Below are 15,224 nucleotides of genomic sequence, written 5' to 3'. Positions count from 1 at the left end.
GTAGGGATCAGATGCTGATCATCTCCCGAACCTTGGCCGTCAGCAGATCAAAGGTAAAAGGTTTGGTGATCATCTGCATGCCAGGGTCCAGAAACCCTCCACGCACGGCCGCGTGTTCGGCATAGCCGGTGATGAACAGCACTTTTAGATCAGGTCGGTACTGCCGACCGATTTCCGCCAGTTGCCGGCCATTCATGCCCGGCAGCCCGACGTCACTGATCAACAGATCAATGCGTTGCGCCGAGTCGAGAATCGGCACCGCACTGTCGGCGTCGCCGGCTTCTACATAGGCGTAGCCCAATTCACTCAACACGGCACTGACCAGCACCCGGACCGCCGGATCGTCTTCGACAATCAGCACGGTTTCACCGTCCAGGGCGTGAGGGGCATGCTGGATGTCGATCAGGTTTTCCTCAGCCAGATCCCCGCTGTAACGCGGTAGAAACAGACTCACCGAGGTGCCGTGACCGACTTCGCTGTCGATCGTGACGTGACCGTGGGATTGTTTGCTGAATCCGTAAATCATCGACAACCCCAAACCGGTGCCCTGGCCAATCGGCTTGGTCGTAAAGAAAGGGTCAAAGGCCCGGCTGATGGTGCTTTCGGGCATGCCGCAACCGGTGTCGGTGACGCGCAACAACACGTAATCACCCGGTAGCAGATTGCCGTGAGCTGCAACGAACCGCGAGTCCAGTTGCTGATTTGAGGTGTTTACAATCAACGTGCCGCCTTCAGGCATGGCATCGCGGGCGTTGAGCACAAGGTTGAGCAGGGCACTTTCGAGTTGATTGGGATCGGCCTCGGCCACCCACAGGTCTTCGCTCAGTTGTATGTCCAGTTCAATACTTTCGTTGATGCTGCGTTGCAGCAATTCGCCCATGGACGCTACGAGGGTGTTCATTTCAACGGGCTTGGAGTCCAGTGATTGGCGCCGCGAGAACGCCAGCAATCGATGGGTCAAACCGGCGGCGCGGTTGGCGGATGTCACGCCAAGGTCGATCAACCCGTCCAGGTCCTCGGTGCGCCCCCTCGCAAGGCGCCGACGCAGCAATTCAAGACTGCCGATGATGCCAGTCAGCATGTTATTGAAGTCATGGGCGATGCCGCCGGTAAGCTGTCCGACCGCTTCCATTTTCTGTGATTGCCTGAGGGCTTCTTCGTTGTGGCGCAGCTGTGCGGTGCGTTCCTCGACCTGTTGCTCAAGGGTTTCCAGGGTTGTTTGCAGGCGCAGCTCGCTTTGGCTCAGGTCAATCAAGCGGTCCCTGGCTTCATACTGTCGTCGTCGCCCGCGCAAGGCGGTGGCGACCAGGCTGATCAGGGTCACGGGATGGAAGGGGCGCTCCAGAAACGTTACGTTGCCCAGCTGCGCGCCCAGCCGAGAGGCGGGGTTTTGCTCCGGGCCGCCGTGGTGGGTCAGCAGTACGATCGGCAGGTCCGACCAGGCGGGTTGATGGTCGATCAAGCCCAGAAGGGGGTCAAGATCAGAGCCCAGCAAGGCTTCGGATGCAATCAGCAACAGCCCGGCGCCTTGCTCAAGTTCGTCGCACAGTGTGATCAAGTTACGGGTGACGAGCCCTTCAAATCCGGCTTCATTGAGCATCATCAGGGCTATCTGGCTGTCGCGTCCCAGTGGCGCGAGGATGATCGCGCGCTCGGACATCGCCTCGATGGCCGTCACTTTTGATCTTCCCTGAGCAACGGGTTGCTGGCGCCCAGATAAGTGGGCACGCCACGCAACACGCCTTGAAACGCGTCCAGCGGTTCACCGATGGTCATGCCAAGGCTGCTGATGCGGTATTCGCGGATGGTCGACTCGTGGCTACCCGTACGTTTCTTGATGATCGAGATCGCCCGGCGAACCTTGCCCAGCGCTTCGAAGTAGCGCAGCAGAATCACCGTGTCCGCCAGGTAAGTGATGTCGACCGGCGCCTGCATGTCGCCGACCAGCCCGTGTTGGGCCACCGTCATGAACGTCGCCGCACCCTGGCGATTGAGGTACAGCAGCAACTCGTGCATGTGCAGCACCAGCGCATTTTCCCCGGGCATCGCAGCCTGATAGCCGTTGATGCTGTCGATGACCACGGTTTTGATATGGCCTTCGTCGACGCAGCAGCGAACCCGGTGGGAGAACTCTCCGGGAGACAACTCGGCTGCATCCACTTGTTCGATCAGTAAATTGCCGGTGTCTTGCAGGGCCTGCAAATCAATACCCATGTTTTTCATGCGCTCGAACAACAGCCCCATTTCTTCATCGAATATGAACAACGCGGCTTTTTCACCGCGCGCCACGGCGGCGGCGGCGAAGATCATCGAAATCAGCGATTTGCCGGTACCGGCCGGGCCAAGGATCAGCGTGCTGGAGCCGGTTTCTATTCCGCCACCGAGCAGGGCGTCCATTTCCTTGATGCCGCTGGTCAACTGTTGCCGGGTGTAACGCCCGCGGTGCTCGGCGGCCACGAGGCGCGGGAACACATGCACGCCATCGCCCATGATGGTGAAGTCATGAAAACCGCCACGGTATTTTTGACCGCGATACTTCACCACGCGGATGCGACGGCGTTCGGCGCCGTAGTTGGGTGTCAGCTCTTCCAGGCGAATCACGCCGTGGGCGACGCTGTGTACGGTTTTATCGAGGGACTCGGTGGTCAAGTCATCCAGCAACAGCACCGTGGCGTCGTACCGCACAAAGTAGTGCTTGATCGCCAGAATCTGTCGGCGGTAACGCAACGAGCTTTGAGCCAGCAGGCGGATTTCAGACAGGCTGTCGAGCACCACGCGGGTCGGTTTGATCCGTTCAACCACTTCGAAAATCTGCTTGGTGGCTTCGCCCAGCTCAAGGTCCGAGGAGTACAACAGGCTTTGCTGCTGCTCGGCATTGAGCAGGCTTTCCGGTGGGGTCAGCTCGAAGATGTGGATGTTCTCATCCAGCTCCCAGCCGTGGGAAAGCGCACCTTGGCGCAGTTCGCGCTCGGTTTCCGACAGTGTGATGTACAACGAGCGCTCGCCCGCCAGGGCGCCGGCCAACAGAAAATGCAAAGCGACGGTGGTTTTGCCGGTGCCGGGCTCACCCTCCAGCAAAAAAACATGCCCGCGGGACAAGCCACCGGCCAGGATGTCATCCAGGCCTTCGATGCCGGTGGCGGCTTTTGCACTGATAAACTCGTTAGATGTAGACAAAAAGAACCCTCTCATAAACAGGGGAAGTGAGGCGCCAGGCTGAAGTGCCTGAACGGGCTGCCTGATCACTTGACCGCTGGCCGTGATGACGGTTCAACGTAATTTCGTGAGGGTTAAAGCCCTTGCTGCAACGCGGGATCATCCGGGTTGAGTTGTTCCAGTTGTGCCAGCAGGATTTGCACGTTCTGCAACTGTCCGCTTTCCTTCCAGTAGTTGATCAGCAGCACTCGCGCCTTGCGATCGGACGGGTGACGCTGGACGATTTCCTGTAACTGTTTTTGCGCAGCCTCCAGCTCTTGCTCAAGGTGCAAAGTGGTCGCCAGGTCGTAGCGATATTCCTTGTTGTCAGGCTCCAGCTCTACGGCTTTGGAGAGGCCGAGGAGGGCGAACTCACTCTGTCCGTGGTGCAGCAACCACAGCCCCAGGGCGTGTTGCAGATACGCTGAGTCGGGTTGCGCCTTTAACTGTTTCGCCAACAACTGGCGCGCGGCATCGCTTTGGCCTTGCCGGTCGAGCACGTCGATTTGCATCACCAGCGCCGGCAAATTGCCGGGTTCCAGCTGCAACGTGCGGTCCAGCGCCTCTTGTGCCTCTTTCAATTCGGCGTTGTGCAGGTGCAAGCGCGCCAATTGGTATTGGTTCTGCGCGCTGGGTGGCTGACTTTGAAGGGCCAATTCCCAGGCGTCGATGGCTTGCTCCAGCGGTCCGAAATACAACCCCAGCTCATCCGGCGAGAGCCCCAGCAGGGCGTTGACGGCTGCAAAACGCACGCTTGGCTCGCTGTCGTCGAGCAACGGGCCGATCAGCAGGCTGCGTTGCCCCGCGGACACCAGGCCGCTAATGCTTTTGATCGCGGCGATCCGCACGTCTTCATTGGCATTTTGCAGGTCCGCATCCGCCAGTTTCAGGGCTTGCGGGCTTGGGTAATTGGGCAATTCGGCATGCAGCCAGATACGCCGCTTGGCGGACAGGTCAGGGCGTGCCAGTTGTTGGTATAGCACCCGTGCGGCTCCCGGTTGACCGGTACGTGCCTGAGTCAGTGCTTCGCTGTAACCACGCTTGATCGCCTCCGGGACCTCAGGTGTGGTGCTGCGCAGGAGTAACCAGGCAATAAAGACGGTAAACAGCACACAGAGGCTGATAAGCAAATAGCGGCGGGGCTGGGGCATGCAGGAATCCAGGAGCTGGCAAGCTTTTGCAAAGCTGTCAGCTTCGGTCAGGTCGGGCTGTGAGTCAAACGCTGACTTGGCCCGGTGTCGACGATTTAGCCTACAGGGTACGTCGACATTGAAACCTGTCGAGGCTCTGAAGCAGTGACTACGCTTGCTAGAGATGACTCGACGAGTGTTCCCATGCAACCGCTGCTCCAATACTTCAAGGCAATGCTCAATCCCGGGCAAGCGGTGCTGCTGTTTGCCTTGAGAACCATCGCGGCCGGGTTGTTGACCCTGTATCTGGCGTTCCTGTTCGACCTCGACCAACCCAAGTGGTCGATCATGGCGGTGGTCATCGTCAGCCAACCTCTGGGTGGCATGGCACTGGCCCGCAGTTTCGGCCAGGTCATCGGCACCACAATGGGCGCTGCGGTGGCCGTCCTGATCATGGCGATCTTTCCCCAGGCGCCGCTGCCTTTCATCATTACCCTGGCCCTGTGGCTGGCGCTGTGCACCGCCGGTGGCACCTTGTTGCGCTACACCAGCTCCCAGGCATTTGTACTCAGTGGTTACACGGCTGTGGTGGTGGCGCTGTTGGCCATACCGGATCAAGACGGCACCTTTCTGCTGGCGATTACCCGTGTTACCGAGACGCTGCTGGCGGTGGCGTGCGTCTGCGTCGTCAGCCTGTTGACCGCGCGACCGGAGGCCGTAGCCCGGAGTTATTTCACCAAGATCGATCAAGTGATCAAATTACTGGCGACACACGCCGCAGCGGCGATTCGAACCGAAGAATCCGAAGCTGATTTCCACCGTCGGCAAATGCAGTTATTAGGCGAAATCAGCGCCCTTGAAGGATTGCGCCGGCACCTTTATTTCGACGCCCCCCGACTGCGTAGCGCCGATGGCCTGGTGCAACTGCTGGGAAACCAATTAGTGTTGCTTACCTCCCGGCTGACGGCCCTGCGTCACCAGCGTCAACTGCTGGCTGAGCGCTGGAAAGGTGATTTGCCCGAAGAAATACAGCGTTTGCGCGCCGAAGAACTTGCATTTCTTGATGAGCTGGCTCTCAAGGGACGCTCGCTTGCGCCCGATGATCGCCATCATTTTTCGGCATTGCAGCAGCGATTTGATGATCAGGCCTACAAGGCTGAACAACTGACTGAAGCCATGCCGGCGACGCTACGCTCATTGGCGTGGGCTCTGCGCTGGGAGCAAGCGCGGATGCTGCAGCAACTGGAGCAGATTCTGGAGTTGAGCGACGCCATTCAGGAGGAACGCCAGGCCAGTTGCGTGTTTCGCGGGCAGGAAAACCCATTGCATCTGGATTACACCCTGGCAGCGATGAACGCGACCCGGGCATTTACCGCGTTGCTGGTCGCCGGGCTGATCTGGATCGAGACCGGTTGGGACGGTACGCGGGGCGCGATGATCCTGGTGGGGATCCTTTGCTCCCTGATGGCAACGTTCCCCAGGCCGCTCCTGGCGGCGCAAAGCTATGCAAGGGGGCTGGGCCTGGCGTTGGTGGTGTCGGCGCTCTATCAATTCATGCTGATACCCATGATCAGTGATTTCCAGCTATTGGCATTGCTGTTGGTACCGTTGTTGTATGCCGTCGCGGTGGGGCTTGCCACGCCTGCCACCACCGGGACAGGCATCGGTCTTGGGCTGACGACATTTCTGTTGTTTGGACCGCAAAACGTCGGGATAGGCCAGAACAGTGCGATCCAGTGGTTCGAGTTTGCCGGCGCATACATCAGCGCAACCGTCCTGGCCTTGAGCGTCTTCGCGTTGATTTTTCCGTTCAGGCCTGACTTACGGATTCGTCGGCTGTTCAAGGAGAATTGCGAGCAGGTCCACGCCTTGATGAAAACATCGGCCGCCGACGAACATCAATTTGCCTTCGAAAGCCGTATGGTCGATCGATTGACCATGATGTTGGGATTATTGCCGGCCACCAGCGACAAGTCTTCCGGGGAACTGTTTCAGGTCAGTCTCGGGTGCATGGCTTTGGGCGTTGCACTGAACCAACTCCGGCAGCAGGGGCAGGGCAACACGTTGTTGAGTTCGGAGCAACAGCAACGGTTGCTGACTGCGGTGCGCGATTGCGGAAGGTGGGTTGCCGGGCGGCCGGGGATAGACCTCAACCGGCTACTGGGGGATTTGCACACCTTGGGCGACGAGATGGACGATCTGCATCTGGTGGTTCACGAACAGCTGTGGTCGGTGTTCCGAATGCGCGTGGCACTGCTGATCGTCGAGTCGTTCATCCAGCGATATCGCGAGTACTTCCAACCTGTGGACACAGTAGGAGCGCCAGCCCTTGCCCATTGATTTTGAACTGGGTGGCGTGTATTTGCCGCCTATCGCTCAGGCACTGCTGTTGGCGCTGCCGATATTTCTGGCGCTGGATTGGGGCTTGCGTCGCCTCGGCGTGCTGCGTTTCGTCTGGCATGAAGCGTTGTTCGAGGGCGCGCTGTATGTCTGCGTATGCGCAACGTTGATTTTGCTGATGGGAGCCTGATGCCTTGAAGAAAAACCTTGCCCGATTCGCAACACTGGCTGTTGTACTGTTGGCCTTTCTACTTGGCTGGTTTGCCTGGCAGCATTACACCCGATCCCCCTGGACCCGGGATGCACGGGTTCGTGCTGATGTGGTGACCTTGTCTGCCGACGTGTCAGGGCGCATCGTCAAGTTGGCCGTTCAAGACAACCAGCATGTTGAAAAAGGCCAGTTGCTGCTGGAAATCGACCCGGCTCGCTACACCCTCGCGGTGGAGCATGCCAAACGGTCTGTGGAAGTAGCGAAGGCTTCGCTGGGGCAATCACAGGCGACGATTTCCGCCAGCGAGTCGCTGCTCAGGCAGCGGCAGAGTGAGGAGCGTCGGCGCCGTACGCTAAAGGACCGCTCGGCGATCTCAGGGGAGGAGTGGGAAAAAGCCAACACCGACGTATCCGTGGCCGAGGCCGATCTACTGCGTAACCAGGCCAATCTGATTTTGGCCCAGGCCAACGTGCAGCTGGCGATCGCGGCGTCGACTCAGTCTGAACTGGACTTGCAACGCACCCGGGTCGAATCGCCCGTCACGGGCTATGTCACCAACCTGCTGACCCGTCAGGGCGACTATGCGTCTGCTGGCGGCCCACTGTTGGCGCTGGTAGACAGCAATTCGTTTTATGTCAGCGGCTATTTTGAAGAGACCAAATTGCCACGGATCCGGCTGGGCGACCGGGTCAACATCGAATTGATGAGCGGCGAAGCCTTTGGCGGCACGGTGCAAAGCATTGCTTTCGCCATCGCCGACCGGGAAAACCTGCCCGGCGGGCGCTTGCTGGCCAACATTAACCCCAGTTACACCTGGGTCAAACTGGCGCAACGGGTGCCAGTGCGAATTGAGATTGACGCCGACTATCCCGGTAAAAACCTCCTGCGCGCGGGGACGACGGCCACGGTGAGCGTTCTGGAAAACCGCGAAGCCCGGGATCATCGGTAATCCTTGAAGCAAAAAAAAGCCCTGCGACCGAATGAGGCGCAGGGCTAAAAAAATGGTTGATTGTGACCAACCAATGGAGCTCTTCAAAAAGCTTACTTGCTGGCGACCGTCTCGGGTTGCCAGCCACCGCCAAGGGCTTTGTAAATTGCGACAATGCCGCGATACAGATCGGTTTCGGCCAGGGCCTGGGAGTCTTCGGCCGCCAGTCGCTCGCGTTGGGCATCCAGCAGGACGAGGAAGTCGGTACCGCCTTCGCGGTAGCGAATTTCGGCCAGGTCAGCGGCGGCACGGCTCGATTCGCTTTGACGAATCAGTGAGATCAACCGCTGCTGAAGTTTGCCGTAGTCGCTGAACGCATTTTCCGACTCTTCCAGCGCCAACAGCACTTGCTGCTCGTAAGTCGCCAGCGCGCCTTCCGCATCCGCATCGGCACCGCGCAAACGGGCCTTCACACTGCCCAGGTCAAACGCGGCCCAGGTGATGCTTGGGCCCAGCGCCCAGGCGTTGGCCGCCGAGGAACCGATTTGCGACCCGCGCCCGGCGGTAAAGCCGAGGAAACCGCTGAGGCTGACCCGGGGGAACAAATCAGCCTTGGCCACGCCGATGCGGGCGGTGGCAGACGCCAGTTTGCGCTCGGCGCTCAGGATGTCCGGGCGACGTTGCAGCAGTTCACCCGGATCACCAATCGGCAGCGCTTTGGCAATGGCCGGCAAATCTTTCGGGCTCAGGTCGACTGTCAGCTTTTCCGGACGCTCACCCAGCAGGGTGGCGATGCGGTTTTTCTGGCGAACCTGTTCGGCCTGCAGTTGCGGCACGCTGGCTTCGACGGACGCCAAACGTGCGTCGGCACGCTCCACGTCGAGCTGATCGCCGACGCCGGCATCACGCAGGCTGATGGTGATTTTGCGCGACTCTTGCTGGTTTTCCAGGTTGGCCAAGGCGATCTTTTCACGCAATTGCGCACCGCGCAGTCGACCGTAGGAATCCACCAGTTCGGCAATCATGGTGACTTGCAGTTGGTACAAATCGGCTTCGAAAGCCTGTTGTTCCGCGTTGGCGGATTCCAGGTTGCGCTGGATCCGGCCAAACAGGTCGATCTCCCACGCCATGTCCAGACCAAGGTCGTAGCGCTCACTGTTAACCCGGTCAGTAGTTTCGCCCGGGATTTGCCCCTTGCCCAGGTCACTGCTGACTCGGCTGGTGATGGTCGGCATCGCGTTGTTGCTGACATCATCGCGAATCGCCCGGGCCGCTTTCCAGCGTGCGAACGCCACGCGCAAATCCCGGTTGCCTTGCAGTGATTGAGTGACCAACTGGTTCAGGGTCGGGTCCTCGAACTGCTGCCACCAAATGCCTTCGAAGTGCGAGCGGTCGAAGTTTTTCTGACCGGCAGCACCATCGGTGGCGGCGGTGATGTTGGCCGGCTCCGTGGCTGGGGTCTTATAGTCCGGGCCGACCGCACAAGCACTCAGGGCCAGTGCCAGCAGGCTCGGCAGGAAAGCTTTAAAACTCATTGATGCGACTCCAGTTTCAGGGCCTTGGCCGCTTTGCGCGCTTCACCGCGTTCCACAAAGTTGCGAATCAATACGTAGAACACAGGCGTCAGCAACAGACCGAAGAAGGTCACCCCGAGCATCCCGGAGAACACCGCCACACCCATGGCGTGACGCATTTCGGCACCGGCACCGCTGGAGAACACCAGCGGCACAACACCCATGATGAACGCGAAGGAGGTCATCAGGATCGGACGCAGACGCAGACGGCAAGCTTCCAGCACCGCCGCGAGCGGGTTGAGGCCTTCCAGCTGTTTGTCCTTGGCAAACTCGACGATCAGAATCGCGTTCTTACAGGCCAGCCCCACCAGTACGATCAAGCCGATCTGGGTGAAGATGTTGTTGTCGCCGCCCGACGCGATCACACCGGTAATGGCCGACAGCAACGTCATTGGTACGATCAGGATCACCGCCAGTGGCAGGCTCCAGCTTTCGTACTGCGCCGCGAGTACCAGGAACGCCAGCAATACGCAGAGCGGGAACACGAACAGCGCAGTGTTGCCGGACAGAATCTGCTGGTAGGTCAGGTCGGTCCATTCGTAGGTCATGCCGTTTGGAAGTTCTTCCTTGAGCAGTTTCTCGATGGCTTTTTCCGCCTGGCCGGAGCTGTAGCCGGGGGCTGCCGCACCGTTGATTTCAGCGGTGATGAAGCCGTTGTAGTGCATCACGCGGTCTGGGCCGGAGGTGTCGCTGACCTTGATGAAGGTCGCCAGCGGGATCATCTCGCCTTTGTTGTTACGCACTTTCAGCTGGCCGATCTGGTCGGATTCGAGGCGGAACTGTTGCTCAGCCTGAACGTTGACCTGATAGGTACGACCGAAACGGTTGAAGTCGTTGGCATACAGCGAACCCAGGTAGATCTGCAGGGTGTCGAAGATGTCGCTGACGGCGACGCCGTGGGTCTTGGCTTTTTCGCGGTCGATGGCAGCATCGACCTGGGGCACGTTCACGGTGTAGCTGGTGAACAGGCCGGCCAGTTCCGGCACGTTGTGGCTTTTGTTGATGATGTTCATGGTTTCTTTGTACAGCTCTTCGTAGCCCAGGTTGCCCCGGTCTTCGATTTGCAGGCGGAAACCACCAATGGTGCCCAGGCCTTGTACTGGTGGCGGCGGGAAGATCGCCATGTAGGCTTCTTGAATCCCGGCGAACTGACCGTTCAAGGCTCCGGCGATTGCACCCGCGGACATGCTCGGGTCTTTGCGCTCGTCGAAAGGTTTCAGGGTCACGAACACGATGCCGGCGTTAGGACTGTTGGTGAAACCGTTGATCGACAGGCCCGGGAAGGCCACCGCACTTTCCACGCCAGGCTGTTTCAGGGCCAGGTCGGACATGCGCTTGATCACGTCTTCGGTACGGTCCAGGCTCGAGGCATCCGGCAGTTGAGCGAAGGCCACCAGGTATTGCTTGTCCTGGCCGGGTACGAAACCGGTCGGGGTGTTGGCGAAACCGAAGAAGGTCAACACCATCAGGCCCGCGTACAACAGCAGGGCGATGCCGCTGCTGCGGATAACCCGGCCCACCGTGCCGACATAACCATGGCTGGCCTTGTCAAAGAAGCGGTTGAACGGACGGAACAACCAGCCACCGAAGATCTTGTCCAGCACCTTGGAGAAACGATCTTTCGGCGCGTCATGACTTTTCAGCAAGACGGCAGCCAGTGCTGGCGACAGGGTCAGCGAGTTGAACGCCGAGATCACGGTCGAGATCGCAATGGTCAAGGCGAATTGCTTGTAGAACTGGCCAGTGAGGCCCGAAATGAACGCGGCCGGGATAAACACTGCACACAGCACCAGCGCCGTGGCAATGATCGGACCGGTCACTTCACGCATGGCACGCTTGGTTGCTTCGACCGGCGTCAGTCCCAGTTCGATATTTCGCTCGACGTTCTCCACCACCACGATCGCATCGTCCACCACGATACCGATGGCCAGTACCAGGCCGAACAGCGACAGGGCGTTCAACGAGAAGCCGAACAGGTGCATGACGGCAAACGTACCAATCAGCGAAACCGGCACCGCTACCAACGGGATGATCGAGGCGCGCCAGGTTTGCAGGAACAGGATCACCACCAGTACCACGAGGATCAGCGCTTCGAAGAGGGTATGAACCACCGCTTCGATGGAACCGCGCACGAAGATCGTCGGGTCATAGACGATGCTGAAATCCATGCCTTCAGGGAAGTTCTTCTTCAGCTCGGCCATTTTTGCCCGAACTTCATTGGAAATTTCGATGGCGTTGGAGCCTGGACGCTGGAAGATCGGGATCGCCACGGCCGGTTGGTTGTTCAGCAAGGAACGCAGGGCGTATTGACTGGAACCCAGTTCGACGCGAGCAATGTCTTTGAGGCGAGTGATTTCACCGTTATCGCCGGAGCGAATGATGATGTTCTCGAACTCTTCCTCAGAAACCAGGCGACCTTGAGTGTTGACCGACAGCTGGAAGGCGGTGGCATTCGGCGCAGGCGGCGCGCCCAGTGCACCGGCAGCCACTTGACGGTTCTGTTCGCGAATCGCGCTCACCACGTCGGTTGCTGTCAGGTTGCGCGAGGCGGTCTTGTTCGGATCGAGCCAGACCCGCAGAGAGTAATCGCCCATACCGAACAATTGCACGTCACCGACACCCCCCAGGCGCGCCAGCTCATCCTTGATGTTGAGCAGGGCGTAGTTGGACAGGTAGAGCATGTCGTAGCGTTTGTCCGGCGAGGTCAAGTGCACAACCATCGTCAGGTCGGGCGAAGCCTTGTCCACGGTGATACCGATGCGCGTCACTTCTTCTGGAAGTTTGGGCTCGGTGCGGGTTACGCGGTTCTGCACCTGCACTTGCGCGTTGTCCAGGTCAGTGCCCAGCGCGAAGGTGATGGTGAGGGTGATTTTGCCGTCGGCGGTGGACTGCGAGGACATGTACAGCATGTTCTCGACGCCGGTAATGGCTTGCTCCAGCGGAGCGGCCACGGTTTCACCAATGACTTTAGGGTTGGCGCCCGGGAAGTTGGCACGGACCACAACGGTGGGCGGCACGACTTCCGGGTATTCGCTGATCGGCAACTGGAACAGCGAGATGGCGCCGGCGATCAGGATCAGCAGCGACAGCACCGCTGCGAAGATCGGCCGTGAAATGAAGAATTGAGAAAAATTCATCGGAGTTTTTGTCCCTTAACCGCGTGGGGTCGCAGCAGCCAGTTTCACAACCGAACCCGGCGCGACCTTGGCAGGTGCGACTTGGGGCAGGTTGCTGGCTTCCAGCGCTTGTCGTTGTTGAGCCAGGGCGGCGATGGTTTGTTCGCTGGCCATCGGGATCACTTCAGGGGTGACCGGCGAGCCAGGGCGAACCCGTTGCAGGCCCTTGACGATGACCGTGTCGTCCTTGTTCAGACCGCTACGCACGATGCGCAAACCTTCGATCTTCGGACCCAGTTCGACGGCGCGATAGGCCGTTTTGTTGTCGGCATCCATCACCAGCACAAACTTTTTACCCAAGTCGGTACCCACTGCTTCGTCATTGATCAGCACGGCGGAATACGTGCCGCTGCCCACCAGTTTCAGGCGCGCATAAAGGCCCGGGGTGTAGCTGCCGTCGGTGTTGTCGAATACAGCGCGACCGCGGATGGTGCCGGTTTTCGGATTGACCTGGTTGTCGATGAAGTTCATCACGCCCTGATGCGGGTTGCCGTCTTCGTTGGACAGGCCCATGTAAACCGGGGTGGTGGCGCCGCGTTTGCCTTGGCGGGCAAGCTGGGTGTACTTGAGGAATACGCGCTCGTCTGCGTCGAAGTAGGCGTAGACCTTATCGGTGGACACGACGCTGGTCAGCGGTGTGGTATCGGCGGTCACCAGGTTGCCGGCGGTGATTTCGGCACGGCTGACACGACCACTGATCGGGGCGGTGACACGGGTGAAACTCAGGTTCAGTTTGGCCAGGTCCAGTTGCGCCTGAAGGGCACCGACAGCGGCGCGGGCTTCTTGAGCGGCACTGGTACGCGAATCGGCCAGTTCGGCAGAGATCGCGTTGCTGGTGCGCAGGCGTTCACCGCGCTGGGCTTCGTTTTCACTGCGAGTCGCATTGGCGCGGGATTGGGCGACCAGGGCTTCGAGGCGGCGGACCTCAGCCTGGAACGGACGCGGGTCGATCTGGAACAGCAAGTCGCCTTTCTTGACCAGTGCGCCTTCAGTGAACGCCACTTCATCAATCTGCCCGGAGACTCGTGGGCGAATTTCTACCGTTTCCGGGGCTTCCAGGCGCCCGGTAAATTCGTCCCACTCGTTGATCGGTTGTTCCAGCACCTTGGCGACACTGACTTTGGCCGCGGGCATGGTGGCGGCAGACTCCGGAGCCTTGCCGCAAGCGCTCATCACCACCACGGCCAGCAGGGCCAACGGGAAGCGCAAATGTTTGAGTGACTGTTCCATGGATGCATCCGCCAATGTATTGAGATGGGCGGATGATGAGCGGCGAGGGTGTATCTCACGAATCGAATGAAGCGAAGGTAACTATCATTCGGAATGATATGAGGCTCGGGCGAGCTCTCTAGCTTGCACCTTGCGTTGGTGAGCTATCAACGGGCTTGATGGAAATTCTGTGTTGCTGGAAAAGCATCAATCAGTCTTGAAACCGAGGTGAGGCTATCGCGGGCAAGCCTGGCTCCTACATATCGTGCAATGGCCCTGTAGGAGCAAGGCTTGCCTGCGATAGCGTCGGCGACATTCATACGTATGTCACGCCAGGCTGTCCGGATCCCCAAAAAACATCTGAATCCGTGAACGCAACCAGCGCTCGCCCGGATCATTGTCCTGCGACCCGCGCCAGGCCATGTGCAATTCAAAACTGCGCACCGGCAGCGGCGGATCTTCAGCCCGAACACCACCGGCAGCCGTCAGCGCGTCGGCCGTGTAGTCGGGCACTGTCGCGACGATATCCGTCCCGCTCAGCAGCGTGCTCAGGCCGTTGAACTGCGGCACCGCCAGTACGACATGCCGTTTGCGCCCGAGCTTTTCCAGTTCTTCATCTATAAAGCCGCTCAGGTCGCCAGCGAACGACACCAGCGCATGCGGTCGTGCACAGAAATCATCCAGGCTCAACGGCCCCGGCACTGTGTCGGCCCGCAACAGCTTCGGCATGCTGCGACGTAGTACTTTGCGCTTGGCGTTGGCCGGCAGGTCGGCGGTGTAGCTGACGCCAATGGAGATCTCGCCCGAGGCCAGCAGGCTTGGCATCAGAATGTAATTGGCCCGGCGCACCACCAGGACGATGCCCGGTGCTTCGGCCCGCAGGCGCTTGAGCAGCATCGGCAGCAGGGCGAACTCGACATCGTCCGAAAGGCCGATGCGAAACACCGCGGTGCTGGTGGCCGGGTCGAATTCCGCCGCACGACTGACCGCGGTGGAAATCGAATCCAGTGCAGGGGAGAGCAGGGCGAAAATTTCTACCGCCCGGGCGGACGGCTCCATGCTGCGACCGGTGCGCACGAACAACGGATCATCGAACAGCCCACGCAGGCGCGAGAGCGCCGCACTGATGGCCGGCTGGCCGAGAAACAGTTTCTCTGCAGCGCGGGTTACGCTGCGTTCGTGCATCAATGTTTCGAAAACGATCAACAGGTTCAGGTCGACACGACGCAGGTCATTACGATTCATCTGGAGTCCTGGCAGAGTCATCAAGCTTGACGAGAGCGGCCATATGAGAACAATGGCCGGCATGAATCTTACGGGGAAAGGCTGCTACTCTGCACCGTGTAATTCAGTTTTTCCCGAAAGGCCGCTTCGATTTTCACGACATTTGACAATGTCGCCGGTGCTGCGGAATCAATGACAGGCATGTCGACTATTAATAGCCACTGATAGTCTTGGGTA

Annotated in this window: 10 protein-coding genes; 3 read left to right on the top strand and 7 right to left on the bottom strand. The window is 59.4% G+C overall.

What is annotated here, in order from left to right:
• Positions 1 to 7 precede the first annotated feature (7 nt).
• From LOY55_RS16270 to LOY55_RS16260, 3 genes are all read right to left on the bottom strand, one after another.
• A complete protein-coding gene (locus LOY55_RS16270) occupies positions 8 to 1,678 on the bottom strand; it encodes an ATP-binding protein (protein ID WP_109786953.1) in 1,671 nt (556 codons plus the stop codon).
• Positions 1,675 to 3,177 (bottom strand): ATPase domain-containing protein, encoded by a 1,503-nt coding sequence (locus LOY55_RS16265; RefSeq protein WP_258665756.1) that lies wholly within the window; start codon positions 3,175 to 3,177, stop codon positions 1,675 to 1,677. The genes LOY55_RS16270 and LOY55_RS16265 overlap by 4 nt, the downstream gene beginning before the upstream one ends.
• A 113-nt stretch (positions 3,178 to 3,290) precedes the next feature.
• Entirely contained in the window at positions 3,291 to 4,346 is a 1,056-nt protein-coding gene (locus LOY55_RS16260; RefSeq protein ID WP_046033142.1) for a tetratricopeptide repeat protein, read from the bottom strand.
• A gap of 183 nt (positions 4,347 to 4,529) precedes the next feature.
• Here LOY55_RS16260 and LOY55_RS16255 point away from each other — a divergent pair, with 183 nt between their 5' ends.
• Genes LOY55_RS16255 through LOY55_RS16245 form a run of 3 tightly spaced genes read left to right on the top strand, consistent with a single transcriptional unit; the run spans position 4,530 to position 7,825 of the window.
• The gene (locus tag LOY55_RS16255; RefSeq protein ID WP_046033143.1) at positions 4,530 to 6,665 is read left to right on the top strand and encodes an FUSC family protein; all 2,136 of its coding nucleotides are present in this window, start codon (positions 4,530 to 4,532) and stop codon (positions 6,663 to 6,665) included.
• Entirely contained in the window at positions 6,655 to 6,855 is a 201-nt protein-coding gene (locus LOY55_RS16250) for a DUF1656 domain-containing protein (RefSeq protein ID WP_046033144.1), read from the top strand. The genes LOY55_RS16255 and LOY55_RS16250 overlap by 11 nt, the downstream gene beginning before the upstream one ends.
• 4 nt (positions 6,856 to 6,859) lie before the next feature.
• Complete coding sequence (locus tag LOY55_RS16245; RefSeq protein ID WP_223525546.1) at positions 6,860 to 7,825, top strand: HlyD family secretion protein; 966 nt, start codon at positions 6,860 to 6,862, stop codon at positions 7,823 to 7,825.
• Between the two features lie 92 nt (positions 7,826 to 7,917).
• Here the strand turns inward: LOY55_RS16245 and LOY55_RS16240 are convergent, their stop codons facing one another.
• From LOY55_RS16240 to LOY55_RS16225, 4 genes are all read right to left on the bottom strand, one after another.
• Positions 7,918 to 9,339 (bottom strand): efflux transporter outer membrane subunit, encoded by a 1,422-nt coding sequence (locus tag LOY55_RS16240; protein ID WP_258665752.1) that lies wholly within the window; start codon positions 9,337 to 9,339, stop codon positions 7,918 to 7,920.
• Positions 9,336 to 12,515, bottom strand: coding sequence for an efflux RND transporter permease subunit (locus tag LOY55_RS16235; RefSeq protein WP_109786948.1), 3,180 nt, complete (start codon positions 12,513 to 12,515; stop codon positions 9,336 to 9,338). Before LOY55_RS16235 ends, LOY55_RS16240 begins: the two co-directional genes overlap by 4 nt.
• 15 nt (positions 12,516 to 12,530) lie before the next feature.
• A complete protein-coding gene (gene mexE, locus LOY55_RS16230; RefSeq protein WP_046033148.1) occupies positions 12,531 to 13,784 on the bottom strand; it encodes a multidrug efflux RND transporter periplasmic adaptor subunit MexE in 1,254 nt (417 codons plus the stop codon).
• 306 nt (positions 13,785 to 14,090) lie between these two features.
• Entirely contained in the window at positions 14,091 to 15,008 is a 918-nt protein-coding gene (locus LOY55_RS16225; RefSeq protein WP_046033149.1) for a LysR family transcriptional regulator, read from the bottom strand.
• Positions 15,009 to 15,224 lie beyond the last annotated feature (216 nt).

Source organism: Pseudomonas sp. B21-040 (assembly GCF_024748695.1).
GTDB lineage: Bacteria > Pseudomonadota > Gammaproteobacteria > Pseudomonadales > Pseudomonadaceae > Aquipseudomonas.
The sequence above is the reverse complement of the archived record's forward strand: the minus strand, read 5'-3'. Positions and strand labels throughout refer to the sequence as shown.